This is a genomic window from Propionivibrio sp., assembly GCF_049316945.1.
Classification (GTDB): domain Bacteria; phylum Pseudomonadota; class Gammaproteobacteria; order Burkholderiales; family Rhodocyclaceae; genus Propionivibrio.
On sequence record NZ_JBMOJE010000021.1, the window covers coordinates 26,972 to 52,661 of the forward strand.

At 58.3% G+C, this 25,690-nt stretch carries 29 protein-coding genes and 1 pseudogene; 20 read left to right on the plus strand and 10 right to left on the minus strand.

What is annotated here, in order from left to right:
* Nucleotides 1-166: 166 nt before the first annotated feature.
* A complete protein-coding gene (locus ACOYNV_RS07005) occupies nt 167-877 on the plus strand; it encodes a hypothetical protein (RefSeq protein ID WP_422899038.1) in 711 nt (236 codons plus the stop codon).
* The gene (plsB, locus tag ACOYNV_RS07010) at nt 868-2,634 is read left to right on the plus strand and encodes a glycerol-3-phosphate 1-O-acyltransferase PlsB (protein ID WP_422899039.1); all 1,767 of its coding nucleotides are present in this window, start codon (nt 868-870) and stop codon (nt 2,632-2,634) included. Before ACOYNV_RS07005 ends, plsB begins: the two co-directional genes overlap by 10 nt.
* Before the next feature lie 14 nt (nt 2,635-2,648).
* Here plsB and ACOYNV_RS07015 read toward each other — a convergent pair whose 3' ends face one another.
* Nucleotides 2,649-3,365, minus strand: a complete 717-nt coding sequence (locus tag ACOYNV_RS07015; RefSeq protein ID WP_422899040.1) for a lytic transglycosylase domain-containing protein — start codon at nt 3,363-3,365, stop codon at nt 2,649-2,651.
* Between the two features lie 959 nt (nt 3,366-4,324).
* On the opposite strand from ACOYNV_RS07015, the gene ACOYNV_RS07020 reads away from it, so the two are divergent.
* The 6 genes from ACOYNV_RS07020 (at nt 4,325) to ACOYNV_RS07045 (ending at nt 9,219) form a co-directional block, all read left to right on the plus strand.
* Complete coding sequence (locus ACOYNV_RS07020; RefSeq protein WP_422899041.1) at nt 4,325-5,419, plus strand: VanZ family protein; 1,095 nt, start codon at nt 4,325-4,327, stop codon at nt 5,417-5,419.
* Nucleotides 5,420-5,676: 257 nt separating this feature from the next.
* Nucleotides 5,677-5,985 carry a (2Fe-2S) ferredoxin domain-containing protein gene (locus ACOYNV_RS07025; RefSeq protein ID WP_422899042.1) on the plus strand — a complete coding sequence of 103 codons (309 nt, stop codon included), beginning with the start codon at nt 5,677-5,679 and terminating at the stop codon, nt 5,983-5,985.
* Between the two features lie 19 nt (nt 5,986-6,004).
* Nucleotides 6,005-6,643 carry an alpha/beta hydrolase gene (locus ACOYNV_RS07030; RefSeq protein WP_422899043.1) on the plus strand — a complete coding sequence of 213 codons (639 nt, stop codon included), beginning with the start codon at nt 6,005-6,007 and terminating at the stop codon, nt 6,641-6,643.
* A 30-nt stretch (nt 6,644-6,673) separates the two neighbouring features.
* Entirely contained in the window at nt 6,674-7,678 is a 1,005-nt protein-coding gene (locus ACOYNV_RS07035) for an ATP-binding cassette domain-containing protein (RefSeq protein WP_422899044.1), read from the plus strand.
* Between the two features lie 138 nt (nt 7,679-7,816).
* Nucleotides 7,817-8,605, plus strand: a complete 789-nt coding sequence (locus tag ACOYNV_RS07040) for an ABC transporter permease (protein WP_422899045.1) — start codon at nt 7,817-7,819, stop codon at nt 8,603-8,605.
* Between the two features lie 41 nt (nt 8,606-8,646).
* Nucleotides 8,647-9,219: an NADPH-dependent FMN reductase gene (locus tag ACOYNV_RS07045; RefSeq protein ID WP_422899046.1), complete on the plus strand. Its 573-nt coding sequence runs from the start codon at nt 8,647-8,649 to the stop codon at nt 9,217-9,219.
* Between the two features lie 188 nt (nt 9,220-9,407).
* On the opposite strand, the gene ACOYNV_RS07050 is transcribed toward ACOYNV_RS07045, so the two are convergent.
* The 5 genes from ACOYNV_RS07050 to ACOYNV_RS07070 all read right to left on the minus strand — a co-directional run bounded on the left by ACOYNV_RS07050 (nt 9,408) and on the right by ACOYNV_RS07070 (nt 14,285).
* On the minus strand, nt 9,408-10,847 hold the full coding sequence (locus ACOYNV_RS07050; protein ID WP_422899047.1) for a mannose-1-phosphate guanylyltransferase/mannose-6-phosphate isomerase: 1,440 nt from the start codon (nt 10,845-10,847) through the stop codon (nt 9,408-9,410).
* 46 nt (nt 10,848-10,893) lie between these two features.
* Nucleotides 10,894-11,907 carry a UDP-glucose 4-epimerase GalE gene (gene galE / locus ACOYNV_RS07055; protein ID WP_422899048.1) on the minus strand — a complete coding sequence of 338 codons (1,014 nt, stop codon included), beginning with the start codon at nt 11,905-11,907 and terminating at the stop codon, nt 10,894-10,896.
* A gap of 407 nt (nt 11,908-12,314) precedes the next feature.
* Nucleotides 12,315-12,863: a dTDP-4-dehydrorhamnose 3,5-epimerase gene (gene rfbC, locus ACOYNV_RS07060; RefSeq protein WP_422899049.1), complete on the minus strand. Its 549-nt coding sequence runs from the start codon at nt 12,861-12,863 to the stop codon at nt 12,315-12,317.
* A complete protein-coding gene (rfbA, locus tag ACOYNV_RS07065) occupies nt 12,860-13,747 on the minus strand; it encodes a glucose-1-phosphate thymidylyltransferase RfbA (protein ID WP_422899050.1) in 888 nt (295 codons plus the stop codon). Before rfbA ends, rfbC begins: the two co-directional genes overlap by 4 nt.
* A 73-nt stretch (nt 13,748-13,820) precedes the next feature.
* Entirely contained in the window at nt 13,821-14,285 is a 465-nt protein-coding gene (locus ACOYNV_RS07070; protein WP_422899051.1) for a tRNA (cytidine(34)-2'-O)-methyltransferase, read from the minus strand.
* Nucleotides 14,286-14,375: 90 nt separating this feature from the next.
* On the opposite strand from ACOYNV_RS07070, the gene ACOYNV_RS07075 reads away from it, so the two are divergent.
* The 7 genes from ACOYNV_RS07075 to ACOYNV_RS07105 all read left to right on the plus strand — a co-directional run bounded on the left by ACOYNV_RS07075 (nt 14,376) and on the right by ACOYNV_RS07105 (nt 19,982).
* The gene (locus ACOYNV_RS07075) at nt 14,376-16,082 is read left to right on the plus strand and encodes a GspE/PulE family protein (protein ID WP_422899052.1); all 1,707 of its coding nucleotides are present in this window, start codon (nt 14,376-14,378) and stop codon (nt 16,080-16,082) included.
* A 5-nt stretch (nt 16,083-16,087) separates the two neighbouring features.
* Nucleotides 16,088-16,555, plus strand: a complete 468-nt coding sequence (locus ACOYNV_RS07080) for a GxxExxY protein (RefSeq protein WP_422899053.1) — start codon at nt 16,088-16,090, stop codon at nt 16,553-16,555.
* An 80-nt stretch (nt 16,556-16,635) separates the two neighbouring features.
* Nucleotides 16,636-17,865, plus strand: a complete 1,230-nt coding sequence (locus ACOYNV_RS07085; RefSeq protein ID WP_422899054.1) for a type II secretion system F family protein — start codon at nt 16,636-16,638, stop codon at nt 17,863-17,865.
* Nucleotides 17,866-17,869: 4 nt separating this feature from the next.
* The gene (locus ACOYNV_RS07090) at nt 17,870-18,295 is read left to right on the plus strand and encodes a type II secretion system protein (RefSeq protein ID WP_422899055.1); all 426 of its coding nucleotides are present in this window, start codon (nt 17,870-17,872) and stop codon (nt 18,293-18,295) included.
* Between the two features lie 128 nt (nt 18,296-18,423).
* The gene (locus ACOYNV_RS07095; RefSeq protein WP_422899056.1) at nt 18,424-18,999 is read left to right on the plus strand and encodes a prepilin-type N-terminal cleavage/methylation domain-containing protein; all 576 of its coding nucleotides are present in this window, start codon (nt 18,424-18,426) and stop codon (nt 18,997-18,999) included.
* Between the two features lie 22 nt (nt 19,000-19,021).
* Nucleotides 19,022-19,495 (plus strand): type II secretion system protein, encoded by a 474-nt coding sequence (locus tag ACOYNV_RS07100; protein ID WP_422899057.1) that lies wholly within the window; start codon nt 19,022-19,024, stop codon nt 19,493-19,495.
* Between the two features lie 67 nt (nt 19,496-19,562).
* Nucleotides 19,563-19,982: a pilin gene (locus ACOYNV_RS07105; RefSeq protein WP_422899058.1), complete on the plus strand. Its 420-nt coding sequence runs from the start codon at nt 19,563-19,565 to the stop codon at nt 19,980-19,982.
* 419 nt (nt 19,983-20,401) lie between these two features.
* On the opposite strand, the gene ACOYNV_RS07110 is transcribed toward ACOYNV_RS07105, so the two are convergent.
* Nucleotides 20,402-22,171 carry a Wzy polymerase domain-containing protein gene (locus tag ACOYNV_RS07110; protein ID WP_422899059.1) on the minus strand — a complete coding sequence of 590 codons (1,770 nt, stop codon included), beginning with the start codon at nt 22,169-22,171 and terminating at the stop codon, nt 20,402-20,404.
* 656 nt (nt 22,172-22,827) lie between these two features.
* Here ACOYNV_RS07110 and ACOYNV_RS07115 point away from each other — a divergent pair.
* Nucleotides 22,828-23,058 (plus strand): hypothetical protein, encoded by a 231-nt coding sequence (locus ACOYNV_RS07115; protein ID WP_422899060.1) that lies wholly within the window; start codon nt 22,828-22,830, stop codon nt 23,056-23,058.
* A gap of 140 nt (nt 23,059-23,198) precedes the next feature.
* On the opposite strand, the gene ACOYNV_RS07120 is transcribed toward ACOYNV_RS07115, so the two are convergent.
* Nucleotides 23,199-23,441, minus strand: coding sequence for a hypothetical protein (locus tag ACOYNV_RS07120; protein ID WP_422899061.1), 243 nt, complete (start codon nt 23,439-23,441; stop codon nt 23,199-23,201).
* 185 nt (nt 23,442-23,626) lie between these two features.
* On the opposite strand from ACOYNV_RS07120, the gene ACOYNV_RS07125 reads away from it, so the two are divergent.
* The 4 genes from ACOYNV_RS07125 (at nt 23,627) to ACOYNV_RS07140 (ending at nt 24,920) form a co-directional block, all read left to right on the plus strand.
* Nucleotides 23,627-23,917 (plus strand): hypothetical protein, encoded by a 291-nt coding sequence (locus ACOYNV_RS07125; RefSeq protein WP_422899062.1) that lies wholly within the window; start codon nt 23,627-23,629, stop codon nt 23,915-23,917.
* The gene (locus ACOYNV_RS07130; RefSeq protein WP_422899063.1) at nt 23,907-24,548 is read left to right on the plus strand and encodes a hypothetical protein; all 642 of its coding nucleotides are present in this window, start codon (nt 23,907-23,909) and stop codon (nt 24,546-24,548) included. The genes ACOYNV_RS07125 and ACOYNV_RS07130 overlap by 11 nt, the downstream gene beginning before the upstream one ends.
* Nucleotides 24,517-24,636, plus strand: coding sequence for a DUF5397 family protein (locus ACOYNV_RS07135; protein WP_422899067.1), 120 nt, complete (start codon nt 24,517-24,519; stop codon nt 24,634-24,636). Before ACOYNV_RS07130 ends, ACOYNV_RS07135 begins: the two co-directional genes overlap by 32 nt.
* A gap of 134 nt (nt 24,637-24,770) precedes the next feature.
* Nucleotides 24,771-24,920 carry a hypothetical protein gene (locus tag ACOYNV_RS07140; protein ID WP_422899064.1) on the plus strand — a complete coding sequence of 50 codons (150 nt, stop codon included), beginning with the start codon at nt 24,771-24,773 and terminating at the stop codon, nt 24,918-24,920.
* 3 nt (nt 24,921-24,923) lie between these two features.
* Here ACOYNV_RS07140 and ACOYNV_RS07145 read toward each other — a convergent pair whose 3' ends face one another.
* Both ACOYNV_RS07145 and ACOYNV_RS07150 read right to left on the minus strand, forming a co-directional pair.
* A complete protein-coding gene (locus tag ACOYNV_RS07145; RefSeq protein WP_422899065.1) occupies nt 24,924-25,250 on the minus strand; it encodes a DUF2442 domain-containing protein in 327 nt (108 codons plus the stop codon).
* 58 nt (nt 25,251-25,308) lie between these two features.
* Nucleotides 25,309-25,467, minus strand: a pseudogene (locus tag ACOYNV_RS07150) (DUF4160 domain-containing protein); the annotation flags it as partial.
* Nucleotides 25,468-25,690 lie beyond the last annotated feature (223 nt).

A 25,690-nucleotide genomic window follows, 5' to 3' on the forward strand; every position in this document is an offset into this window, starting at 1 on the left:
AGAATCCACCGCAGAGGCGCAGAGTCGCAGAGGTTTCGCAGAGAAAACTTTTTAAACATGGGGTTCCATTTGCATTTTCTCTGCGTCTTTGCGCTTCTGGGGTGGGTGTTCAGGCATTTCTTCACGGACTCTGAGCGGATCTGAAGCACCTGTGCAGAAAGCCGTCATGACTGGTTTTTTTGATGTCCCCGGCTGGGCTCTTCCGCTGGCCCGCCGGGTTTTGTACTTCTGGTTACGCACCACTGTATTCCCGGAAAATCCGCAGGAACTCGGCCTTGATCCGTCAAAACCGGTTTGCTATGTCTTGCAGGACCACCATCTTTCCAACCTGCTGGTGCTCTTTCAGGAATCACAGCTCGCCGGACTGCCATCGGCGGAGGCTCCTTTCAAGCTGAGCACCGGCAACTTCCCGCATTCCGTATTCTTTCTGAATCGCAAATATTCGCTCAACACTACGGCGCGCGAACGCTACGCACACTCGCCGCTGATGACCGTTCTGCTGCACGAATCATTGGCAAAACCCGGGCTGGACGTGCAGATCGTCCCCGTCGTCATTCTGTGGGGGCGCAGCCCGGACAAGCAGGAGTCCATCCTCAAGGCCCTGTTTTCCGAAACCTGGCGGCAACCTGGACCACTGCGCCGCCTGCTGACCATCCTGGTGCATGGCCGCAACGTGCTGGTTCGTTTCAACGCACCGATCTCCCTGCGGGCTCTTTCCCGCGAAAATCTGGATGAAGCAACGGCTCTGCGCAAGCTCTCCCGCGTGTTGCGCGTGCACTTTCGCCGCCAGCGACAAATGGCCATCGGGCCAGACCTTTCGCATCGCAACATGCAAGTGGAAACCTTGCTCGTCGCCCGCCCGTGCGCTTGGCGATAGCCGCAGAGAGCAGTACACACGGCATCCCGCTTGATCAGGCAACCGTTCGCGCACGCCGCTTCGCGCTGGAAATTGCCTCGGACTACTCCTATGGCGCCGTGCGCGCCCTCGAACTATTCCTTTCCTGGCTATGGACACGCCTATATGACGGCTTCGAAATACACAACATCGACGCCCTGACCCGTATCGCACCCGGCCAGGGAATCGTCTATGTGCCGACTCACCGCAGTCATGTCGACTACCTGCTGCTCTCCTACCTGCTGCACAGCAACGGATTCACCCCGCCGCACATTGCCGCCGGAACCAACCTGAACATGCCGCTCGTCGGCCCTTTGTTGCGCCGCTGCGGCGCCTTCTTCCTGCGCCGCAGCTTCAAGGGAGAACCGCTCTATGCGGCGGTGTTCCATGAATACCTGCATCTGATGCTGACCCGTGGCTTCCCGGTCGAGTACTTCATTGAAGGGGGGCGCAGCCGCAACGGAAGAACGCTCAGCCCGAAAGCCGGAATCCTGGGCATGACGGTTCGCAGTTTCATCCGGGAACATGCACGGCCACTCGTTTTCGTGCCGGTGTACATCGGCTACGAGAGACTCATCGAAGGTCGAACCTACTTGCGGGAACTGGCCGGAAAACCCAAGCAGAAAGAGTCTCTGTGGGCCATCCTGAAAAGCGCGCGCCAGATCAAACGGATCTTCGGCAAGGTACATATAAACTTTGGCGAACCGCTGGCACTGGCCGACTTCCTTGAAATCCACCACCCTGGCTGGACGAAGATTTCTTCTGACGACGCCGGCGACTGGTCGCGCGAAGCGACGCACAGCGCCGCTTCGGAACTGGCCAAACGCCTTAACTCGGCGGCCGTGATCAATCCGGTCAACCTGATCGCCCTGGCCCTGCTTTCCACTCCCCGGCACACGGCAGATGAACAGGTGCTTGATCGACTTCTCGATCATTACCAGGCGCTGGTTGCCGATGCGCCTTATTCTCCATCAACGATTTCGTGCACTCTGAAATCAGCTCAGATTGTCGCTTACGCAGAACGGCTCGGAATTGCCGAACGTATCAGGCACCCGCTCGGTGACCTGATTCGCATTCCCGACGGCGAGGCGCCTTTGCTGGCCTATTTCCGCAACAACGTGCTGCATCTTTTTGCCCTGCCGGCGCTGATTGCCTGCCTCCTGAACCACAACCGGCATCTCGGCGTGCAGCGCGTAACGGAAGCCGTTGCCGGAATCTACAGCCTGATCGGAACGGAACTGTTCTTGCGCTGGTCCCCGGAGGAACTGCCTGCGGCCACGCAAGCCGTCGTCGACGTTTTGGTCAAACGCGGCCTGCTGTTGCGTGACGATGGCGGACGGCTGTCAGCCGCCGAGCCGACCAGCGAGGAATTCGCCGAATTGCGCTTGCTCGGCGAGACCCTGCGTCCGCTACTTGAACGCCACTTCCTCATGCTGGCACTGCTGGAACATTGCGGTTCAGGCTGTCGGACGCGCCGCTCACTGGAAAACGATTGCCATCTGCTGGCTCAGCGCCTGGCACTGCTCTACGAGTTCAATACGCCGGAGTTTTCGGAGAAAACAACATTCTCTTCACTCATTGCCCAGTTTATCGACGCCGAACTTCTGCGCGAAGATGAAGCGGGGCTGTTGCATTTTGACCAGCGTATCACCACACCCCTGGCCCATGCCGAACTGGTACTTCCGATCGAAGCCCGTCAGGCGATCCGGCGCATGGCCTGCGCCGGACTGATCACTTAGCCGGTTCAGGCAGTTCAGGCATTCGGGCCAGGATTACGGCGCGCTGCTTGCTCCAGGCGCTCCTTCTCGGCCAACACCTTGTTGGCATAGCCCTGCTCCGGGTCTGAGGAGCCGGCGTATTGCTGAAGACCGGCAACCAATCCACCGCCCCGGCGAATCGCTTCATCCAGAACATGCACTCCAACCCTGATGTTGATTACCGGATCAAGGAGGGGTTTGGCTCCCGAGCCACGGGGAACCTTGTCCTTGTGAAAGCGCGGAATGATCTGCATCAATCCCTGGGCACCCATCGGGCTTTCGGCAAACGGATTGAAGCGGGATTCGATGCCGATGATGGCGACGATGAGCAGCGGATCAATGCGCCGCTCCTTGCCGATCAATTGAGCCATCTTGAAAACTGGCACCAGTGCATCTTCGGACACTCGATAGCGACGCGTCACATAGTCGAGAGCGCCCTGCATGCGCGGAGAAAGAGTGACCGGAGCGGGTTCAACCACGACTGGCTCTTTCGCGGGTTCCGCAAAAACGGATTCTTCAGTGGACTCTTTCGTAATCGAAAAATCGGCAAAAGCGGATTTCAGGATTTCAAAAGACTGGGCGCGGCTGGCAAAAACGTTGATGAGGCCGAGAACGAGGAAAAGGGCGGCAATCATCAGGAAATGCTGGATAAAGTTCAAGGCGGCATCAGTACTGCGTGCCATCGTTTTATTGAGCGTAATCGTTGCAGACATGCTCACTCTCCTTCACTGTTGTCGTCGCGCAAAAAAAATCATCGTGCGACAGCGGTTTTAGGCGGGTGCGAAGCCCAGGAAGCGGCAAAAATTTACCGTAGGGCGGATACTGCTAAGGTGTTGTTACGGTGTTGTTACCTTGCTTCAGAGTTGCAAGGAAGAAATAAAGTTCAATATCGAGCAGGTCGATAGCCAGACAGGAAACGCATTATATTGATTCTATTGAGTTTTGTCAATGAGCGCTGAAGCACACGAAGTCCTCCCGCAATGTTTCGCAAAGCAAGTGCATTAATTCAGGCGTGCGTTGAAGTAATCCGCCACCAGGTTCGGGTTGTTGTCTGTGGTTCAAAAACAGCAACGCAGCATTTGCTCGAATTCCCTGCCGCCAGGAAAAAATGGCTTTTTTGGTCTCCGATTCATGGTCGGCAATCGAGGAGCGAACTGGCCCCTGGGCTCTGCACTCCCTTTGCTCGCCTTTGCCGGGGTGAGGGCGAGGAGATCAGGCTGAAATAAATTTTTCACGGCCACTCAGGGAAACCCCCCAGAAGTATTCCCTGCAAGGCTTATGGATAAACAATCTACAAGCAATGTGCCTGAAGAGTGGCGTGTCTACTGGCTGTCCGGACGAACGCCTTGCAGAACGCCTGTTGGCGAGGCTTCCTGAGGGTATGCTCGATTCACGACGCACAGCTTGCCGACAATTTCAAAGCAATTTATCGATTTCCCATGGAAACCGCTGGTGCAGCGGCTTGTTCCTGAAAGCGGCCCGCCCGGGAATCTCTATCAACAGCAAGCTGTTGCACTGGAATGCCTGAAAACCTTGAGTCCGGTCGATAGTCAACCCCCATCAACAAAGCACGATGCGGCAGTTTGCCCCTGCCTCCACAATTCCCCGAATCCAGCGCTTATGCCGTCTGACGCGTTAGAATGGCCCCAACTTAATGCTCTCGGCCCTTGCGATGCCTTCACCCAAACCGGCGGCGGGATCTGCCGCCATCAATAAAATTGCGCCGCTACGGACGCTGTTGCCACGCTATCTGGCTTTGGCCTACGCCGTGCTGATCGTCTATGCCAGTCTGTACCCCTTCACTGGCTGGCGCGATGCGGGACTGTCGCCGATTGCCTTTCTCGACGCCGCCTGGCCTCGCTACTGGACGGTTTTCGATCTGCTGATCAATGTCGTCGCTTATCTGCCCCTGGGGTTCTTGCTTGCGCTGACGCTGCGCCGCCTGCCTGGGCGCTGGACTCCGGCATTTACCGCACTGTTGCTTGGCGCCCTGATCAGTTTCTGCCTCGAATCAGTGCAAACATGGCTGCCTTCCCGCGTCCCTTCCAATCTCGACCTGGCTTGCAACACTTTAGGCGCAGGCATCGGCGCCCTGCTCACGATCTGGCATGGCGAACGCTTTTTTCTCCGGGTCGCGCAGATGCAGCAGCGCCTGCTGGCGCCCATCCCGCATGCCGAACTTGGCCTGGTCCTGATCGGCCTGTGGTTGCTGACGCAACTCTCTCCCGAAACCATCCTCTTCGGCGCCGGCGATCTGCGTCATCTGCTGGAGATAACGCCTGCCGTGCCTTATGCGGCTCACTCGTTCTTCGCCCTGGAAACGGGAATCATCGTCTGCAATACGATTGCCATCGGTTTGATCGTGCGCGCACTGCTGGCCGACCATTACCCCCCCTGGCTGGCGCTGACCGCCTTCTTTTTCTTCGCGCTCTTGATTCGCACGCTGGCCGCCGCGGTGCTCGTCGATCCGCTCAATGCTTTCGCCTGGCTCACCCCCGGCGCCGCTTATGGCATGCTCGCCGGCGGCGTGCTGCTCTCGATAATTCTGCTGCTGCCGGTGCCGCTGCGAATTGCGCTGGCCGGTCTGGTACTCATGGCCGGCACGGTGCTGGTCAACCTCACCCCGCCCAATCCCTATTCAGCCGCCGCGCTGGCCACCTGGCAGCAAGGCCATTTTTTTAACTTCAATGGAGTGACCCGGCTGGCCGCCAGCTTATGGCCTTTCCTCGCACTTCCCTACCTGACGATGCTCGGACGACGGAGCTAACTGAATCAAGTCCGGAATCGGCGGTCTCACAGGCTGTGAAAATATGAAAAATCCATGGTCCGAGGTCAGGCTTCGCGCCCGCAGAGGCGCAAAGGTGACCGAAGGAAATGCAGAGCCGCAGAGGTATCGCAGAGAAAACATTTTAAAACAATGGGGTTCCTCTGCGTTTTCTTTGCCCCTTTGCGCCTCTGCGGTGGGTGTTCAAGCATTTTTTACAACCTCAAATATGCATAACCAACAATAAGGCGTTCTTCGGCATGAGTTACTTCAAGCATCATGTTTTTTTCTGCTGCAATCAGCGCGGCGAGGGCGAGTGCTGCTGCAATAATCTTGGCGCCACCGAAGCTCAAACCTACGCCAAGGATCGCATCGGCCAACTGAAGCTCAAGGGCAAGGGCAAGATCAGGATCAACAAGGCCGGCTGCATGGATCGTTGCGATGAGGGGCCGGTCATCGTCGTCTATCCGGAAGAAGTCTGGTACCACTACGTCGACAAGGAAGACATCGAGGAGATCATCCAGGAACATCTGGTGCATGGCCGCGTCGTTGAACGCCTGAAAATCTGAACAGAGGAATGCCCGCAGAATGAAGCTGCTTGAAGAAAAGATTCACATCGACGGCCCGGCCGGTACGATCGAACTGATCGTTGAAAATCCGGGCGCGCCACGCGGCATCGCCCTGATCTGCCACCCGCACCCGCTGTTCGGTGGCGCCAATACCAACAAGGTGGCGCAAACGCTGGCGCGTACCTTCGCACGCCTGGACTACGTAGCCTTGCGACCGAATTTTCGTGGCGTCGGCGAGAGCGCAGGAACTCACGACGATGGGCGTGGCGAATGCGAAGACATGCTGGCCATTGTGGCTGAAGCCAAACGCCGTTACGGCGATCTGCCGGTGGCCCTGGCCGGCTTCTCGTTTGGCGCCTATGTGCAAACGCGGGTGGCGCAAGCGCTGGCCGAGGCCAATCACCCGGCGCAGCGCCTGGTTCTGGTCGGCACCGCCGCCGGTCATGTCGAAGGCGCCCGCCAGTATGCGACCAAGGCCGTCGCCAACGACACCATTGTCATCCACGGCTCGATTGACGCAACGGTACCGCTGGCCAACGTCCTGGCCTGGGCCGAACCGCTGGATCTGCCGGTGATCGTCGTTCCCGGCGCCGATCATTTCTTTCACCGCCGGCTGCACGTCATCCGTGACATCGTTACCCGCGCATGGCGGCACTGACGGGCATGGCTTTGAAAGGCGCACCAAATCATGAAAGTCATGCCCGTTTCCCTCACCCCCCGCCCCCTCTCCCAGAGGGAGAGGGGAGGTTCGAGAGTCGCTGACGCGACTTCCACATTGAATACGGCCGACGCGCTCAGCGTCTGCGGCCTGCGCAAGAGCTACGATGGCAAGGAAGTCGTGGCCGGAATCGATTTCAGCGTGCCGCCCGGCACCTGTTTCGGCCTGCTCGGGCCGAACGGCGCCGGCAAGACAACCACCCTGCGCTGCTGCCTCGGGCTGACCACGCCTGACTCCGGGCGCATCATCCTCGGCGGCTGTGCGATCCCGGCGCAAGCCGAGGCGGCGCGCGAACGGGTCGGCGTCGTGCCGCAGTTCGACAACATCGACCCGGATTTCACCGTTGCCGAAAACCTGATGGTTTATGGCCGCTACTTCGGCATCAAGGACGCCATCATCCGCGCCCGCATCCCCGATTTGCTCGACTTCGCGGGACTCGCCGGCAAGGAGACGGCGCGTATCCAGACGCTCTCCGGCGGCATGAAACGGCGCCTGACGCTGGCTCGCGCGCTGGTCAACGACCCGGACATCATCTTTCTCGACGAGCCGACCACCGGCCTCGATCCACAGGCCCGCCACCTGATCTGGGAGCGGCTGAAGCAGCTCACCGCGCGCGGCAAGACGCTGATCCTGACCACGCATTTCATGGACGAAGCCGAACGATTGTGCGACCGGCTGGCCGTTCTTGACAACGGCCATCTGGTCACCGAAGGCGCGCCGCGTGAGCTGATCGCCACGCACATCGAACCGCAAGTGGTGGAAGTCTTCGGTGACGAAGCCGCCACCTGGGCGCGCTCCCGGAACACGCTGGGCGAACGCCTCGAAGTCGCCGGCGACACCGCCTTTTTCTACTGTCGCGATACAACCCCGCTGCTCGCCGCCCTCGCCGACGCGCCAACGCTCCGCTACATGCACCGCGCAGCCAGCCTTGAAGACGTTTTCATCAAGCTCACCGGGCGCGAGTTGCGGGATTGATGATGGGAAAAACTTCAAGCTCTCTTGACGCAGAGTGCGCAGAGGCGCAGAGAACGCAGAGGAAAACTTCTTTCTTTTGGTCTTTCTCCGCGACCTCTGCGCCTCTGCGCACTCTGCGTTGAAAGCGTTTAACTGACCATGCATACACCCACCATCTATTCCTTCCCACGCCCCGGTCTGCGCTGGCTGCCGGTGTGGCGGCGCAATTTTCTGGTCTGGCGCAAGCTGGCGATTCCTTCGGTGCTCGGCAACCTGGCCGATCCGTTGATCTACATGCTCGGACTCGGCTACGGGCTGGGCGGCATGTTGCCGCAGGTCAGCGGTGTCAGTTACGTAAGCTTCCTCGCCGCCGGCACGGTGGTCGCCAGCACCATGAATGCGGCCACCTTCGAGGCGCTCTACTCGGCTTTTTCGCGCATGCATGTGCAGAAAACCTGGGAGGCCATCCTCAACACGCCGCTCTCGCTCGACCATGTGCTGACCGGCGAACTGGTCTGGGCGGCGAGCAAAAGCCTGCTCTCCGGGCTGGCCATCCTGATCGTCATCGTCGCGCTTGGCCTGACCACGTCGCCGCTGGCGCTGTGGGTGATCCCGGTCATCTTCCTCACCGGCCTGGCCTTTGCCGCCATGGGCCTGATCGTCTGCGCGCTGGCCCCGTCCTACGATTTTTTCATGTACTACTTCACGCTGTTCATCACGCCGATGCTGCTCGTCTCCGGCGTTTTCTTCCCTGCCGATCAACTGCCGGTCGTGGTGCATACGGTCGCCACCTGGTTGCCGCTGTCACACGCCGTACTGCTCGCCCGCCCGCTGCTGCTTGGCGAAGTGCCAGGCAATGCCATCGGGCACGTCGCTGCACTGCTGGCCATCGCCATCGTCGCCTTCTGCATCGCTACCGTGCTGACGCGGCGGCGATTGCTTAAATGAAGGTTTTTAGTTCCATTACCATCCAGCCCAAAGGATTTACCATGAAAACCAGACTTCTCGCCATCTCCGGCAGCAGCCGCAAGGATTCCGTCAACAAGCGACTGCTCGACGCCGCCGTTGCCATCGCTCGCAAACAGGGCGCCGAGGTGACCGTTCTCGATCTGCGCGCACTGGCGCTGCCGCTTTATGACGGCGATCTCGAAGCCGCTTCCGGCCTGCCGGAAGGAGCCGTTCGTCTGAAGCAGGCGATTCGCGAGCATCACGCGCTGCTTGTGGCCTCGCCGGAATACAACGGCTTCTTCACGCCACTGCTGAAAAACGCCATCGACTGGGCAACGCGTCCGCAGGAAGGATTTTCTTCGCCGTTCACCGGTAAAACCGCCGCGCTGCTCGCCGCCTCACCCGGCGCCCTGGGCGGCATTCGCGGACTCCCCGCGTTGCGTGTCCTGCTCAGCGGCATCGGCGTTCTCGTCACGCCAGGGCAGATGTCATTGCCGCTGGCGCAGCAGGCCTTTGATGAGCAAGGCGCTTTGCTCAATGCCCAGCAGCACAAGATGCTCGAAGGCGTTGTTTCGGAACTGCTCAGAACGACTCTGGCATCCGCTTCTTATTAAACCGATAAACCTAAGTCTATCCACGAAAATCACGAAAGACACGAACAAAAACAGGAGCTTGATGCATTTTCTATATTCACCCTTTGGGTGGCGATCTTCAACTTATTATCTCCTTGATTCTTTTCGTGCTTTTTGTGTTTTTCGTGGACGAATTGCTTTTTCTAGGATAAACGACCTCCGGAAAAAAGCTAGCGCCCGTAAGCATCCTCAAAACGCACGATGTCGTCCTCGCCCAGATACGAACCGGACTGCACCTCGATCATCTCCAGCGGCAGGCGGCCCGGGTTTTCCAGGCGATGCTGGGTGCCGAGCGGGATGAAGGTGGATTCGTTTTCCGAGACCAGATAGCTCTTGCCGTCGCGCGTCACCTTGGCCGTGCCGCGCACGACGATCCAGTGTTCGGCGCGGTGGTGGTGCATCTGCAGCGACAGGCAGGCGCCCGGATTGACGATGATGCGCTTGACCAGGAAGCGCTCGCCGGCATCGACGCCGTCGTACGACCCCCACGGGCGGAACACCTTGCGGTGCAACTGTCCCTCGGCGCGACCCTCGCGCTTGAGGTGGTCGACAATCTTCTTCACGTCCTGTGTATTGCTCTTGTGCGCGACGAGGATGGCATCCGGGGTTTCGACGACGATCAGGTCTTCGACGCCGATGCAGGCGACCAGGCGACCTTCGGCCATGACCAAAGTGTTCTTGCAGTCGTAGAGCAGCACGTCGCCCTGCGCCACATTGCCCTCGCCATCCTTGGGCAGCACCTCCCACAGGGCATCCCAGGCACCGACGTCAGACCAGCCGGCGGCCAGCGGAATCACCACGCCGGACGGCAACGCGCCTTCGCCGGCAGCAATGCGCTCCATCACCGCATAGTCGATCGAATCCTTCGGGCACAGCGCGAAAGCGTCCTTGTCCACGCGCAGGAATTCGCCATCGCATGATCCCTGTTCCCAAGCGGCGCGGCAGGCGGTCAGGATATCGTCGCGGCAGGTGTCGATCGCCGACAGCCACACCGAAGCGCGCATCATGAACAGGCCGCTGTTCCAGAAATAGGTGCCTTCATCCAGATAAGCCTGTGCTGTAGCCAGATCGGGCTTCTCGACAAAGCGCGCAATCGAGCGTGCGCCGCACTCGCCAAACGGCGTGCCGGACTGGATATAGCCATAGCCAGTTTCCGGCGAATCCGGCGTGATGCCGAAGGTCACCACCGCGCCTTCATCGGCCAGCGCCGCGCCCTGGCGCACTACGGCCTGAAACGCCGGGGTGTCCAGAATCACGTGGTCGGACGGCATCACCAGCAGGATCGGGTCGTCGCCGTCGCGCATTGCAGCCAGCGCGGCCAGTGTCAGCGCCGGCGCCGTGTTGCGCCCGAACGGTTCGAGCAGGATGGCGCCCTGCTGGCCCATCAGCCGCAGTTGCTCGGCGATCACGAAGCGGTATTCCTCGTTGCACACCACCATCGGCGCCCCGAGTTTGACGCCGGCCAGCCCCTCGACGCGGCGCACCGTGGCTTGCAGCAGCGAGTCATCGCCGATCAGCGGCAGCAACTGCTTCGGATATTTTTCGCGCGAAAGCGGCCACAGGCGCGTGCCGGAGCCGCCGGAGAGAACAACTGGGATCAGTGAGTGCATCGATTTTCCCTAAGAAAAGTTGGTAAGCAAGACAAATGTCCGGTTCTCATGCGCCGAATCCCTGCGGATTCCCGCTCTGCCAGCGCCAGGCATCGGCGCACATCGCATCCAGACCGCGTTCGGCCTGCCAGCCCAGCAACTCCAGCGCCAGCTTCGGCTCGGCGTAGCAGGAGGCAATATCGCCCGGTCGACGCACTGCAATCCGGTATGGTACCGGCTTCCCGCTGGCCTGCTCGAAGGCGCGCACCATCTCCAGCACGCTGTACCCGCTGCCGGTGCCCAGATTCACCGTCAGGCACTCGGCGTGTTTCCGCAGGCGTGCCAGGGCTTTGAGGTGACCGAGCGCGAGATCGACGACATGGATGTAATCGCGCACGCCGGTGCCGTCCGGCGTCGGGTAATCATCGCCCCACACATTGAGGTATTCGCGCTGACCCACGGCCACCTGCGCCACGAAGGGCAGCAGGTTGTTCGGGATGCCCTGCGGGTCTTCGCCGATCAGGCCGCTGGCATGAGCGCCGACCGGGTTGAAATAGCGCAGCAGACCAAGTCGCCAGGACGGGTCGCTGAGATGCAAATCACGCAGGATGTCCTCGATCATCAGCTTGCTGCGCCCGTAGGGGTTGGTCGCCGACAGCGGATGATCCTCGGTCAGCGGCAGGCGCTGCGGGTCGCCATAGACGGTGGCCGAGGAACTGAAGACGAGGATTTTCACAGCGCACTCGTGCATCGCTTCAAGCAGGCGCAGGGTGCCGGCGACATTGTTGTCGTAGTACAAGAGCGGTTTTTCCACCGACTCGCCGACCGCCTTGAGTCCGGCGAAATGGATCACCGCGCCCGCCTGGCTCTGGCGCAATGCCGCGACCAGGGCCTCACGGTCGCGCACATCGCCACGCACCAGGCCAAGCTTCTTGCCGGTGATGCGCTCGACCCGCGCCAGCGCTTCCGGATGGCTGTTGCAGAAATTGTCGAACACCGTGACTTGATAGCCGGCGTTGAGCAGTTCGACGCAAGTGTGGGAACCGATATAGCCGGCACCGCCGGTAACCAGAATGCTCATGCTGTACTCCTGTGGGTGAGGCCGCATTATCCGCGATTTGTCATGCCGATGCGATGCAGCGACCTAGTCCGTTCGGACTATTGCGGCGCTGGTTCGAAACAAATTTTTGCGGTTGAATGGGAGCGCGCAATCCGAAACACCTTCCGAAAGCGCTGGCGCGTGATGGGGGCGGCGTTGATTATTGCCATCTATCGCTCTGGAAGCCACGTCAACAGGCGTTCTACAGCTAGGCTAGCTGGAAAGCCAATGAATACGGCATTCTTCACATGCATAGCCTGTAGATCGACTGTTCATAAGGTCCGTGGTCGGCCCTCTCCCCCGACCCCTCTCCCGTGGAACGGGCGAGGGGAGCTATCTTTCTCCCCTCGCCCACTTGTGGGAGAGGGGTCGGGGGAGAGGGCCGCCAATCACTCAAACACCTCCGCCTGCAGAAACGCCTGCCCCATCGCATCCTTCCCCGAAAGCAGCGGCGCGCCATTCAATACCGGCCATTCGATCGCCAGCGTCGGGTCATCCCAGGCGATGCAGCGTTCGTGCTCCGGCGCCCAGTAGTCGGTCGTCTTGTACAAAAACTCGGCACTCTCACTGAGTACCACGAAGCCGTGCGCCATTCCCGGCGGGACCCATAGTTGCCGCTTGTTGTCGGCGGACAGGATCTCGCCGACCCACTGGCCGAAGGTCGGCGAATTGCGGCGGATGTCCACCGCGACGTCGAACACCTCGCCGGCCACCACGCGGACGAACTTCCCTTGCGGCTGCCTGATCTGGTAATGCAGGCCACGCAGCACGTTGCGCGCCGACTTCGAGTGGTTGTCCTGGACGAAATCGACGTTCAGCCCGGAAAGCTCGCGAAAGGTACGCTGGTTGTAGCTCTCAAAAAAGAAGCCGCGATCATCGCCGAAGACTTTCGGTTCGATGAGCAGCACGTCGGCAATGGCGCACGAAGTGACTATCATCCGCGCACCTTCTCTTGCAGCAGGCCGAGCAGGTACTGGCCGTAGCCGGACTTGCCGAGCGGTTGCGCCAGCCGTTCGAGTTGCGCATCGTCGACCCAGCCGTGGCGCCAGACGATTTCTTCCGGTGCGGCGACCTTCAGGCCCTGCCGGCGTTCGATGGTCTGGATGAACTGGCTGGCTTCGAGCATCGATTCGTGGGTGCCGGTGTCGAGCCAGGCGTAGCCACGGCCCATGGTCTCGACGTCGAGCGTGCCTTGTTCAAGGTAGAGGCGGTTGAGGTCGGTGATTTCCAGTTCGCCGCGCGGCGAAGGCTTGATCGACTTGGCCAATTCCACCACCTGCTGGTCGTAGAAATAGAGGCCGGTCACCGCATAGCGCGACTTGGGCGCGGTCGGTTTTTCTTCGAGGCTGATGGCGCGGCCGTCGCTGTTGAATTCGACGACGCCGTAACGTTCGGGGTCGGTCACCGCGTAGGCAAAGACCGAGGCGCCCGCCGTGCGGCTGTTGGCGTTCTTGAGCAGCCCGGCCAGATCATGGCCGTAGAAGATGTTGTCGCCGAGCACCAGCGCCGAGAGGTCGTCGCCAAGGAAGTCTTCGCCGATCAGGAAGGCTTGCGCCAGGCCGTCGGGTGAGGGCTGCACGGCATAGGAAATGCCGATTCCCCACTGGTGGCCGTCGCCGAGCAATTGCTCGAAGCGCGGCGTGTCCTGCGGCGTCGAGATCACCAGCACTTCGCGGATGCCGGCTAGCAGCAGGGTGCTGAGCGGGTAGTAGATCATCGGCTTGTCGAAGATCGGCAGCAGTTGCTTGGAGACTACCTGCGTCGCCGGGTAAAGCCGGGTGCCGGAGCCACCGGCGAGGATGATGCCTTTGCGTTTGGTCATGGTGTATCCCTCAAAATTTCTTGCATTATTGAAGCTTAAGCCTGGAAAAACAACTTACCGGCAACGTGAGCCGTTAAACCCCTTGCGCAAATCCCGCCTGCCGCCAGGCCTCGAATACGGTTACGGCCACCGCATTTGACAGGTTCAAACTGCGCTGCCCGGGCAGCATGGGCAGGCGCAAGCGTTGCTCTTCAGGAAATTCGGCCATCACCGCATCCGGCAGTCCGCTCGTCTCGCGGCCAAAAACAAACACATCGTCGCTGCGGAAAGTCGGGGTGTCGTACGGCCGCCCGCCGTGCGTCGTGATGGCGAAGCGGCGACGTCCGGCCAATGCCGCTTTGCAGGCGGCCCAGTCCGGGTGGCGGAACACGCGCGCAAACTCGTGATAATCGAGGCCGGCGCGCTTCAGCGACCGGTCTTCCCAGCGAAAACCGAGCGGTTCCACCAAATGCAGTTCGGCACCGGTATTGGCGCACAGACGGATCACGTTGCCGGTGTTGGGCGGGATCTCGGGTTGGAACAATACAACTGCAGTCAAAACGGACTCCAAAAAATACGCTGGTTATTTTTAAAATCAGCTAAAATCAAAAGATTAGCGTAGTTACCTCTAAACTTACTGGAGCTTGCAATGGCACGGCCGGAAAAGATCCGCCTCGGCGATCTGCTCATTCAACAAGGCCTGCTCACCGATGAGCAGCTCAAGTTCGCACTTGACGAGCAAAAACGCAGCGGCCGCAAGCTGGGTCGTATTGTCGTCGAAAGTTCCTTTGTTACGGAAGAGGCGATTTCGCAGGCACTGGCCCGGCAGTTGCAGATTCACTTCGTCGACCTCAAGCAATTCAATCCCGAGCAGCAACTGATCAACCTGCTGCCTGAGGCGCAAGCCAGGCGGTTCCGGGCGGTAGTGCTGGACGAGAGTAACGGCCGATTGCGGGTCGGCCTGGTTGATCCTACCGACCTGCAGGCGTACGACGAAATTGTTCGTATACTGCGTTGTGACATCGATCTGGCGGTGGTTGCCGAGAGCCAGTTGCTGGCGCTGATCGATCGCGTCTATCGGCGCACCGAAGAAATCAGCGGCCTGGCCAAGGAATTGACCGCCGACCTTGGCGATGTGCCGGTCGAATTCGGCGATTTGCTGGGAACGGCCACCGGAGCCGAGGAAGCGCCAGTCGTCAAGCTGCTGCAAACGGTATTCGAAGAAGCCATGCGTTCGCGCGCTTCCGACATCCACATCGAGCCGCAGGAAAAATCGCTGCGCATCCGATTCCGTATCGACGGTGTTTTGCATGTGCAGATGGAAGCCGATGCCAAGATCGCCTCGGCGCTCTCGCTGCGTCTGAAGCTGATGTCCAGTCTCGACATTTCGGAAAAGCGCTTGCCGCAGGACGGTCGTTTCGCCATAAAGGTGCGCAGCAATCCGGTGGACGTGCGGATATCGACCATGCCGACGCAGTACGGCGAGTCGGTGGTGATGCGTCTGCTTAACCAGAACACCGGATTGCTCGGGCTGGATGGGCTCAACATGCCGCCGCACACCCTCGAGCGCCTGCGCCATGCAATACGTCGCCCGAGTGGCATGGTGCTGGTCACCGGACCGACCGGTAGCGGCAAGACGACGACGCTCTACGCTGCGCTGTCCGAACTCAACACTACCGAGAAGAAGATCATCACCGTTGAAGACCCGGTCGAATACCGGTTGCCCGGCATCAACCAGGTGCAGGTGCACGACAAGATCGAGCTCACCTTCGAGCGCGTCCTGCGCTCCGCGTTGCGTCAAGATCCGGACATCGTGCTGGTCGGCGAAATGCGCGACCAGACCACCGCTGAAATCGGCTTGCGCGCGGCCATTACCGGCCACATGGTGCTGTCCACCCTGCACACCAACGACGTCATTTCCACGCCGATCCGCCTGCTTGACATGGGCGTGCCGCGCTACATGGTCGCGTTGTCCCTGCAGTTGGTCCTGGCGCAGCGACTGGTGCGCGTGATCTGCGAAAACTGCGCGGCGCCGCATACGCCGGCACCGCACGAACACGAATGGCTGCGCTACGAACTGGGCGACACCGTCGACCAGCGTAAATACGTGCAAGGCAAGGGCTGCGGGCATTGCGGCGGAACCGGCTACACCGGGCGCACCGGCGTCTACGAAATGCTTGAAATGACCAACGACATCGTCGAAGCGATCAACATCGACGACACCGGGAGCTTTGTCCAGGCGGCACGCAAGCAGATGGCCGGCGAAACCCTGCGCCGCGATGCCGTGCGCCTGGTAGTGAAAGGTCGCACGACCATCGACGAAGCCATGCGCATCAGTAATCAGTTTGAGGATTAAAGGCTTTGTTTAACCACGGCGAACAGCGCAAAGCCTCCCTGAAGAGGGACGGCGGGCACGGCGAGAACTACCCGAAGAGCGACGGCGAAAACCAGTTGCTGGATTGTTCAAATGAGATTATTACCTTGACGCTTGATGCGGCATTCGAGGTACATCGACAGCTTGGGCCGGGTTTGTTGGAGTCAGTCTACGAACAAGCAATGGCCTTTGAGCTTTCTGACAGAGGTATTGCTTTCGAGCGGCAGGTTGATGTTAAAGCAATCTATAAAGGGCATGATTTGGGTCTTGGTTTTCGTGCCGACATGGTTGTTGATGGGCGTTTGCTGATTGAACTGAAAGCAGTAGACGAGTTGTCGACCAGCCACTTGGCGCAGACCATGACCTATCTCCGATTGCTGAAACTGAAAAGAGGTTTGCTCCTGAACTTCAATAAACGGCTGATGAAAGAAGGAATAAAGCATGTCGCCCTTTAAAAAGCTTTTCGCTGTCCCTCTTCAGGGAGGCTTCGCGCTGCCCACCGTGCACGCCGTGGTAAAAAAATAGCCACCTGACCATGCCAACCTTTACCTACAAAGGACGTAACCCCGCCGGCCAGCTCGTCGAAGGGATACTCGAAGGCGCCAATTCGGGCGCCATCGTCGATCTTCTGCGCGGCATGGGCTTAACGCCCGTCGCCATCAAGGAGACCGCAGCCAAGGCCGCCAAATCGACCTCCGGCCTGAATGCCAACCTGTTCAAGCCCAAGGTCACGCATATCGACCTGCTGCTCTTCAGCCGGCAGATGCATACGCTGCTCAAAGCCGGGGTGCCGATCTTGCGCGCCTTGAGCGGCTTGCAGGAAGCGGCGATCAACCCGGCGATGAAGCAGGTGATCGCCGAATTGCGTGAAAGCCTGGAAGGCGGGCGCGAGCTATCACAGGCGCTGGCCCGGCATCCGCGTGTTTTCTCATCGTTCTACCTGTCGATGATTCGCGTCGGCGAATCCACCGGTCTGCTTGAAGAAGTGTTTTACCGTTTGTTTGAGCACCTGGAGTTCGAACGTTACATGCGCGAGCAGGTAAAGTCGGCGCTGCGCTACCCGAGTTTCGTAATAATGGCCATGGCGGGCGCCATTGTCGTCATCAACATTTTCGTCATTCCCGCCTTTGCCAAGGTCTTTGCCGGCTTTGGCGCCGAGTTGCCGCTGATGACGCGCATCCTGCTCGGCTTTTCCAACTTCATGGTTAACTACTGGCTGGTGATGCTGGGTGGTGTGGTTGGCGCCGCGTTTGCCTTTCGCGCCTGGGTGGCCACCGTCAAAGGCCGGCACGACTGGGACCGCATGTCGCTGCAGATCCCGATTGCCGGCAAGATCTTGCACAAGGCCGCGCTATCACGCTTCGCCCGCAGCTTCGCGCTTGGCATGCGCAGCGGCGTGCCGGTCATGCAGGCGCTTTCCAACTCGGCGCAAACCGTCGATAACGCCTTTATTGCAAGGCGCATCGAGGGCATGCGCGAAAACGTCGAGCGCGGTGAAAGCCTGCTACGTTCGGCAATCAGCGCCGGCATCTTCACCCCGGTGGTGATGCAAATGGTCGCCGTGGGCGAGGAATCGGGTGCCGTTGACGACATGATGGATGAGATCGGCGGCATGTATCAGCAGGAAGTCGAATACGAACTGAAGACGCTGGGCCAGCAGATCGAGCCGATTTTGATCGTCGCGCTCGGTATTCTCGTGCTGATTCTGGCGCTCGGCATCTTCCTGCCGATGTGGGATCTCGGCAAAGTGGCGATGAAGCGTTAACAAAATGGCTGAAAGCAATCGCCGCAAGGTCGAGCTCGCCATTGTCGTGGTGATAATTGCAGCGCTGGCGTCTTTTTTGCTGCCGGCGCTGGAACGTTCACGAATGCAGATTGAAGAAGCAATGGTGCAAACGGAGGCTGCGGCTATCCGCGTGGAATTGCTGGACCGCCTGGCGCATCGCGAAGCGTTTGGTGGCGACCTGCCGCAAAGCGCCAACCCGCTACGCTGGATCGGGCGCGTGCCTGAAGCTTACCTGGGCGAACTCGATGCGGCGCCCGCGGCACGTAACGTCTGGTACTTTGACACCCGGACCGAAGTCTTGGTCTATCGTTTCCGGAGCAGCGGTGAGGCTCGGTTTCGACTCACCCGAGGTATCACCGGCGCCAACACCGCAGGCGTATTGGCCGGCGTCGGCCTGATTCGTGAATAAGGCAGCAAATAAATACCGTGAAATAATTAAAATTTCTTTACCGTTAAATACTTACAATAGCTTTTGAATGTAGTCTAATATGAAAAATTATGATTAAAGTTATAAACTCCAGAGCCGATAGATAGCGTATGCGAGCAAAACAAGCACCACGGACAAGGCCACGACAAGGCGGCTTCACGCTGATCGAACTGATCGTGGTCATCATCATTCTCGGCATTCTGGCCGCCGTGGCACTGCCGCGCTTCATCAACCTGCAGCGCGATGCGCGTATTGCCAAGTTGCAGGCGGCACGCGGCGGCGTTTTAGCAGCGGCGGCGCTGGTCCATGCCACCAGCCTGTCGCGCGGCGGCATTGCCGACCCGGCAACCTGCCCCGCCGGGGGCGGCATCGCCAGCAACAGCACCGGGGTCAGCGGCAGCGTCTGCTCGGAGAACGGCCTGATTTTCATGGTTTATGGTTACCCCGCGGTGACGGACTTTGGTGGCGATCCCGGCATCCTCTCAGCGGCGGGTTTGACCGGGATTTTCAACCCGACCAAGCTGCAACTGGAAGCCGAAGGATATTCTTATGTACAAGGAGGCGGAATAGCCACATTCCAGGTGGTCGGCGCAACGGACGCAGCAAACTGTTATTTCAACTACACCCAGCCACCAGCCGCCAACGTCGCTGCGACGATCAGCGGGCTGACAATTTCCGGCTGTTAATTTCTTTACCAGGGAGATCTATATGAAGAAGACACAACGTGGTTTTACACTGATTGAATTGGTGGTGGTCATCACCATTCTCGGCATCCTGGCGGCGATTGCTTTGCCGAAGTTTGCGGCCGTGCAGGGCGATGCGCGCTTGTCAACGATGAAAGGCGCGCTGGGCTCAGTCAAGGCGGCATCGGTCATGGCACATGCCGCTGCGCTAGCTGCTGGGCAACCTGCAAACTACTCGGCTGCTACTAGAGCGGATTCAGCCATCATGATTGAGGGGGTGAGCGTTGCTTACGTAAATGGCTATCCTGCCGCAGCTGAGATTGAAGGCTTGGCGGGTTTGGCGACTGATTATAAAACCGATGCAACTACCACCCTCGGTGTGGCCAAGGTTACGCCGTTTGGGTATGCCGGCGCCAGCTGCATGTTCACTTATACAGATGCAACATCGAGCAATCCGCCTACCTACAGCGGTACAGCAACACGTGATAATTGTTTGTAATCAGAAACGGCTGACACCGGGTGGCGCTGCCACCCGGTGGGGTGGGAATTAACTAAGGAATTTTGAAATGAAGGTCATTCAAAAGGGTTTTACCCTGATCGAGCTGGTCGTAGTCATCGTGATTCTTGGAATTCTGGCGGCGACGGCGCTGCCGAAGTTTGTTGATCTGAAGGGCGATGCAGCTCAGGCTGCCGTGCAAGGCGTAGCGGCTGCGGTATCGTCGTCTTCTGCGCTAAATTACTCAAAGTATCAGATTAGTTCTGCTGCGGCCCAATCGTTGTCCGCAGCCGGCTCTTGTAAGACTCTGATTGAGAATTCGAGAACCGGTTTGATTGGAACGACGAGTGCTTTGTCCAATGCTCACGCTTCAATAGGCACAGAGGCGGATTGTTCTTCGCCTCTTCCAGGGGAGACGGCTATCTGCACCTTGAAAAGCAGTGACGACACCACAAAGACTGCTAATGCAACGATCATCTGCACTAGTTAATGGAACAAGAAAGGGGGACATAGGGCAGACGAAGGTTTTTTTGGTAACAATAGGGGACAGACCACGGTTTTTGGTTTTATCAATAGGGCGTCGGTCTGCAAGCCTCGCCAAACATAAACGAACAATAGGGGACAGACCACGGTTTTTGGTTTTATCAATAGGGCGTTGGTCTGCAAGCCTCGCCAAATGGTGATCTTGGAGTTGAAGGCTCGGAGAATGGCTTGAATGGCCGGTCTCCGGGCCTTTGTCTTGTAGATCGCCTGTTTACGGGCTTTGGATGAAATGCGTCGTATGCCGAGCCTTGTCGGGTGTGCAAATCCCATTTGGGCGCGTGGGTCGATCGTTAAAATGCTGTGCGCCGGTTCTCCCGGCAAACGGCGTGCGCAAATTAAAATTTGCACACCCTACAACGGCCGTGGTCAACTGCTTTTTCCAGGTTCATCCACTGTCTCCAGTTGTTCGAGCAGCGGGCTCAGTTCCGGGTAGGTCGTGAGCAGATCCTTGATCTGACGGAGGGCTTTCGCGCGCTGATCCGGATGGGTTCCCAAGGCGCGGCGCAGAGCGAGTTGTGCTTCTTCGGCCTGGCCATCGAGCGCCAGCAGGCAGGCCAGGTTGAAGGTGATTTTGGCTACCGGCGAGAAGCTGATGGCGTGCTGCGAGACGATAATCTTTTCTTTCAGCGCGTCGCGGTCCACCGCCAGACTGTAGGCGTAAACCAGTTCGACATAATGGCTGAGCAGGGATTCGCGATGCAGCCGGGCCAGCGTAGCGAGGTGCTTGTCCCATGTCTCCTGGTCTCGCTGGCCGCCTTGCCAGCGCGTGTTGAGCGTTCGTTCCAGGGTACGGTAGTCATTGCCGAGCGTGAATAACGTTACCCCGCCGAGCAGCAGCATCAGGGCGACGATCAGGCGCCCCAGGCGGCTGATTTTCGGGCGAATCGTGGCGCGGCTTCCGGTGCTCCCGGCACCGAAAGCGAGCGCAGCAATGCCGAGGAAAAACGTGTACCACAGCGGGTATTCGAGCTGGCTATGCACGGCTTCAACCAGCAGCACGGCGGCAATCCACCAGTGCGCCGGCGTCCAGTTCTGACCAACGAAACCAAGCCACCAGCGCCAACCGAGCAGCAGCACCAGCAGCGGCGCAATAATGCCGAACTCGGCCAGCAGCTGGATGAACAGGTTATGCGCATGTTCGCCGCCGCCGATGTAGGTGCCATCGGCCTGCGCTCCGACAAGAATGTAGAAGTTCCATGGAAACTGGCCGATACCGGCGCCCAGCCAGGGGTGGTCGGCGAAAATGGCCAGCCCGGTGCGCCACAATTGCAGGCGCATCGAGGGGCCGCTGACTTCGCGGAAGAAGCGTTCGCCCGATACCGAGGTGCCGAGTAAATTAGCCAGATCGAAGTAAGAAAAGGTGAATTGGATTAAAAAAGTGAGTGGCAGAAGCAGCAGCGCGACGCGCGCTATTTTATACAGCGCCGGCAGTTTGTAATGCCAGGCTGCCCAGCCGGAAAGCAGGGCGAATCCGGTCGCATAGAGCAGCACGCTGCGCGACCCGGTGAGGCTGGCGCAACTCAGCAGCAGCAACGCACTGAGGGCAAAGGTGAGCTTGCCAAGGCGGCCCTGCCCGTACAGATAGATGGCCGAGGCCAGCCCAAGCCACAGGTAGTTGGCCAGATGGTTCGGTTGCGCGAGATTGCCGATACCACCGCCGCCAGCGCGCTGGAATACAAAACCAAGTCCGAGCGGGCTGCTGCTCAACTGCAAGCCGAGCAGGCCGGCTGCCAGCAATCCGCCGCTCAGCAAGGCAAAGGCCAGCGGCGTCACCAGCCCGTCCAGCCCCAGCCGTTGCCGCAGTGCGCCGCCGATAATCAGCATGAACATCGCCCACAGCAGGTAGAGGAGGAAGATCAGCGCCTGGCTGAGAAACTCGACGCTGCCGGTGGCGAACTGGGCGAGCAGCAAGGCGCCAATTCCGAGCGGCAACAAGGCAATGGCCGGCACTTCGAGCTGATTCAGGATTTCACGCCGCAGCAGCAAGGTGAGCGCCAGCAGACTGAAGGCGACGGCACTCCATTCCTGATAGAAAGTGGGGATCGGGTTGTAATGGTGCGGATTGAGAAAGGGCACAATCAGCATCAGGCACAATGCCGCCAGGCTAAAGCGCAGGTGCCAGCGGAGAGGGAGCATGCGGAGGCCGTGAGATGGGGTGGGGAAGGGGCGATTATCCTGGAAAACGCAGAGAAACCCCATTGTTTTTAAAGGTTATCTCTGCGAAACCTCTGCGGCTCTGCATTTCCTTCGGTCAGCCCTGTAGCCCTGTAGGGTGTGCAAATCCCATTTGCGCACCGGTGCTGATCGTTAAAGGGGAAAATAGCGAAAATAGGGGACAGACCACGTTTTTTTTGGTCTTAACCATATGTAGCAGGACTAGGAACCGCGCCAGTTGGTGATCTTGATATTGAAGGCTCGGAGAATGGCTTGAATAGCCGGTCTCCGGGCCTTTGTCTTGTAGATCGCCTGTTCACGGGCTTCGGATAAAAAGCCCTGTAGGGTGTGCAAATCCCATTTGCGCACCGGTGCTGATCGTTAAAATGGTGCGCGCCGGATATCCCGGATGACAGCGTGCGCAAATTAAAATTTGCACACCCTACAACGACTGGAGTCGCTATTCCGGCGCATGTGGCAAGCGTGGTGCAGAGGTGAAAAGCTGCCGAGTGAAGTAGATACTGCGGCGGTGCAATAGGGAACGGACTCTTGTTGATTTTTTGGGTGATAAGCAAGAAGAGCGCTACCATGTTCCTGCTGGCAGAACCAAATCACCTAAATAAATAATGGAGTCGAGTATGTCGACGATTACTTTTGATACGCATCAACTCGTCAAAGAGCTAAAAGCCAAGGGGTTTAGTGACGATCAGGCCGAGGGTATCAACGACGCTTTAAAGAATGCCCTTAATGTTGCCGAGGTGGCCACCAGGCGAGATTTGAAAGAGCTTGAATTGAACCTGACGATCAAAATTGGCGTGTTGATCGTTGCGGCACTTGGCTTTATGACCGCCATACAAAAAATGCTGTAGGGGAGACAATAGACGACCACCATTCTTTTTGGTCTTATCCCTGGAATGCACGGGGCTACTGATCATCGTTTTTGCCAGATAGGCCGATTGGTTGGGGGAACAGAAAGGTACGCCGGACAGAAAGCCCGGCGTACGAGAGGTTAGTGGTCGGTAAGTTCCAATCGGCGTTCGATACGCAAGATGCGTTCTTGCAACCGATCCACTGAATGCCGGTCTTGGATGATTTCGGCGTAGTTTTCCGTTTCGGAGCGTGCTATTCGAGCAATGCCACTTTCGATAGACGAAAGCCGCATCTTTATCTGCGAATTATCTTCCCGCAGCGCCGATATATCTGTCTGAATGCGCTTCAGGTGCTCCAAAACCAAGTTTTCTACTTCGCTCATATTATCTTCCTTTCGTTGCCTTAGTTTAAAGCAGGGCCTGAGACAACGTCAATGCCGCTACTCAGCCGGCGGAGACCAATCTCGTTCTCGACCGTTCGTCTTGAGTTGTCAATGCGCGCACCGATACGACGTTTTCGGATAACGGCTATCTAAAATCGTATTAGTCTGTTGTAAACAGAGGCTCTATGACTGCCCGAGAAGTTGAAGCCGCGCTACTAACCCGGTGTGCCGTGGCCGCACGGGAATCGGTGCCGACAGCCCAGGATCAACGCGAGGCCAATATGTTCCAGTTGGCGGCGATGGTCGTCAGGTCGCAGTTTCCCCGCGAATCCACGAGCCTGATGCGGGCCAGTGAGCAGTATTTCGCCACGCATCCCGATGAACGACTGACTCCGGGTGATGTAGTCAGGAATGGCTGGGTTCTGAGTCTGCCGCGTCTGCGTGACATGCTGAGTCATCAACTTCATGGGCGCTGAAACCATGCCGACAAACCACATGTTCCATACCGGCACTGCGCTGGCAGAGGGTCTGAGAGCGCTTTTCAAGCAACTTGAAGAACGGCTTTCACTGCGTAGTCCTCTCAATGTGTATTTGGCGGGAGGGATGGCAGTTCATCTATACACGGCGAGTCGTGTCACGACTGACGTTGATGCTGAATTCGGCAGCCGTGTTTTCATTCCGAACGACCTCTTAGTGAACGTTACGCTGGAGGATGGGACGCGGGAGTCGATCTATTTCGACACCAACTACAACGCGTCTTTTGCTTTGATGCACGAAGATTACCTTGACGATGCCGTTCCGCTGGAGTTCAGAGACGCCCGCGGGCAGCGCCAGATAGGCACGTTGCCGAGTCAAGAAAACGAGGGGTTGTTTTACCACCGTCCTCAGCGGCTCATATCACTAAAAAACAGCCACATATCAGTAAAGAAAATCGGTGTGGAAATCAAAATTAATTTACACTTTATTTTCACAAGTTTCTTTACGAGTCGTCATGCATACCATCCCTTCTTTTCCTTCGCCAGCACTGCTGGGGGCTTACAAGACTTTTGGCGCGTTTGGGCCGGCTTATCAGGTAATCGAACCTGTCCGACGACTCGCCGATGGTGACTGGATGATGCGCGTGCGCCTTCTTGAAACGAGCGAAGAAGTGGAATATCGCTACACCCATGTCCAAGACGACCCGAAAGCCGCCTGATGTACGCAATCGCATTTGACCTGGTGGTGGCTGATACTGAGCAATATCACCCCAAGGGTGTATCGCAGGCGTATGCCGAAATTGGCGCCACGCTGGCGCAGTAAGGATTTTGTCGTGTTCAAGGCAGTCTGTACGTGACTGAAGATGAAAACATGGCGCAACTGTTTGTCGCGCTACAGTCGCTGAAAGCGCAAGCTTGGTTTCCTCGTTCTGTGCGTGACATTCGCGCCTTCCGAATTGAGCAGTGGTCTGACTTCACCCCGGTGATAAAGGGAGTCTTGTGATTGCTAGTGGCTCCTCATCAAAGTGCTAACCGCTATATCCTCATCGATTTCCGGCCAATGCACCCCGATTCCAAGCCCGATTCCAAGCCCGATTCCAAGCCCGATTCCAAGCCCGATTCCCAGCCCGATTCCCAGCCCGATTCCCAGCCCGATTCCCAGCCCGATTAGCCGCCAGTTGTGGCGCTGCTTTTCTGTGGCATCCCGCAAGCGAGGAAACCACTCCAAGGGCGCAGAGATTTCCCGGCCGTCTGCCAGCACGAAATGCAGTGTCGACTCGTTGATCAGCACGTCTACAGCGTGAGAGTCCAACCTGACCGCTAAAGTATTCATTCCATTTCTCCAAAAAAAGCCCTCGATGCTCAATGACCAAGGCGCGAACCTTGGTTAGCTCGTGGCTTCTCAAACCTTCGGACATGGCCAGATTAGCCGGGTTCAAGCAATATTTCGCCACCTTGTCGCCGTGCTCGACGTGGATGTGTGGCGGTTCTGCGCCTTCTTGGCTGAAGAAGAAAAAGCGGAAACCCAGGATGTTGAGTATTGCTGGCATTGCTTGAGTTAATCAACAAATTTTCGCATGAGAAACTATTTGTGCTATTCCTTCAGTTATCTCCTCGGCCATCTGCGAGATTGCCAGTCTTGTAGCCTTGCAGGGCAGGGTAAATTTGTTCTACCGCTAACCCATTGATTTACCGTGGCCCGAGGCCAGGCTTCGCGCTCATTCCGGGCTTGACCCGGAATCCAGTTCGTTGAACAAATAGGTCTTTTAACAT

Bases quoted from the DNA above. Each gene is read 5' to 3' on its own strand.
- ACOYNV_RS07115 (WP_422899060.1), top strand. From the start codon at position 22,828: ATGTCGACGATTACTTTTGATACGCATCAACTCGTCAAAGAGCTAAAA.
- ACOYNV_RS07090 (WP_422899055.1), top strand. From the start codon at position 17,870: ATGGCTGAAAGCAATCGCCGCAAGGTCGAGCTCGCCATTGTCGTGGTG.
- ACOYNV_RS07040 (WP_422899045.1), top strand. From the start codon at position 7,817: ATGCATACACCCACCATCTATTCCTTCCCACGCCCCGGTCTGCGCTGG.
- ACOYNV_RS07005 (WP_422899038.1), top strand. From the start codon at position 167: ATGACTGGTTTTTTTGATGTCCCCGGCTGGGCTCTTCCGCTGGCCCGC.
- rfbC (WP_422899049.1), bottom strand. From the start codon at position 12,863: ATGATAGTCACTTCGTGCGCCATTGCCGACGTGCTGCTCATCGAACCG.
- galE (WP_422899048.1), bottom strand. From the start codon at position 11,907: ATGAGCATTCTGGTTACCGGCGGTGCCGGCTATATCGGTTCCCACACT.
- ACOYNV_RS07120 (WP_422899061.1), bottom strand. From the start codon at position 23,441: ATGAGCGAAGTAGAAAACTTGGTTTTGGAGCACCTGAAGCGCATTCAG.
- ACOYNV_RS07035 (WP_422899044.1), top strand. From the start codon at position 6,674: ATGAAAGTCATGCCCGTTTCCCTCACCCCCCGCCCCCTCTCCCAGAGG.
- ACOYNV_RS07050 (WP_422899047.1), bottom strand. From the start codon at position 10,847: ATGCACTCACTGATCCCAGTTGTTCTCTCCGGCGGCTCCGGCACGCGC.
- ACOYNV_RS07145 (WP_422899065.1), bottom strand. From the start codon at position 25,250: ATGAATACTTTAGCGGTCAGGTTGGACTCTCACGCTGTAGACGTGCTG.
- ACOYNV_RS07130 (WP_422899063.1), top strand. From the start codon at position 23,907: ATGGGCGCTGAAACCATGCCGACAAACCACATGTTCCATACCGGCACT.
- rfbA (WP_422899050.1), bottom strand. From the start codon at position 13,747: ATGACCAAACGCAAAGGCATCATCCTCGCCGGTGGCTCCGGCACCCGG.
- ACOYNV_RS07020 (WP_422899041.1), top strand. From the start codon at position 4,325: ATGCCTTCACCCAAACCGGCGGCGGGATCTGCCGCCATCAATAAAATT.
- ACOYNV_RS07085 (WP_422899054.1), top strand. From the start codon at position 16,636: ATGCCAACCTTTACCTACAAAGGACGTAACCCCGCCGGCCAGCTCGTC.
- ACOYNV_RS07095 (WP_422899056.1), top strand. From the start codon at position 18,424: ATGCGAGCAAAACAAGCACCACGGACAAGGCCACGACAAGGCGGCTTC.
- ACOYNV_RS07025 (WP_422899042.1), top strand. From the start codon at position 5,677: ATGAGTTACTTCAAGCATCATGTTTTTTTCTGCTGCAATCAGCGCGGC.
- ACOYNV_RS07125 (WP_422899062.1), top strand. From the start codon at position 23,627: ATGACTGCCCGAGAAGTTGAAGCCGCGCTACTAACCCGGTGTGCCGTG.
- ACOYNV_RS07045 (WP_422899046.1), top strand. From the start codon at position 8,647: ATGAAAACCAGACTTCTCGCCATCTCCGGCAGCAGCCGCAAGGATTCC.
- ACOYNV_RS07075 (WP_422899052.1), top strand. From the start codon at position 14,376: ATGGCACGGCCGGAAAAGATCCGCCTCGGCGATCTGCTCATTCAACAA.
- ACOYNV_RS07030 (WP_422899043.1), top strand. From the start codon at position 6,005: ATGAAGCTGCTTGAAGAAAAGATTCACATCGACGGCCCGGCCGGTACG.
- ACOYNV_RS07100 (WP_422899057.1), top strand. From the start codon at position 19,022: ATGAAGAAGACACAACGTGGTTTTACACTGATTGAATTGGTGGTGGTC.
- ACOYNV_RS07105 (WP_422899058.1), top strand. From the start codon at position 19,563: ATGAAGGTCATTCAAAAGGGTTTTACCCTGATCGAGCTGGTCGTAGTC.
- ACOYNV_RS07110 (WP_422899059.1), bottom strand. From the start codon at position 22,171: ATGCTCCCTCTCCGCTGGCACCTGCGCTTTAGCCTGGCGGCATTGTGC.
- ACOYNV_RS07015 (WP_422899040.1), bottom strand. From the start codon at position 3,365: ATGTCTGCAACGATTACGCTCAATAAAACGATGGCACGCAGTACTGAT.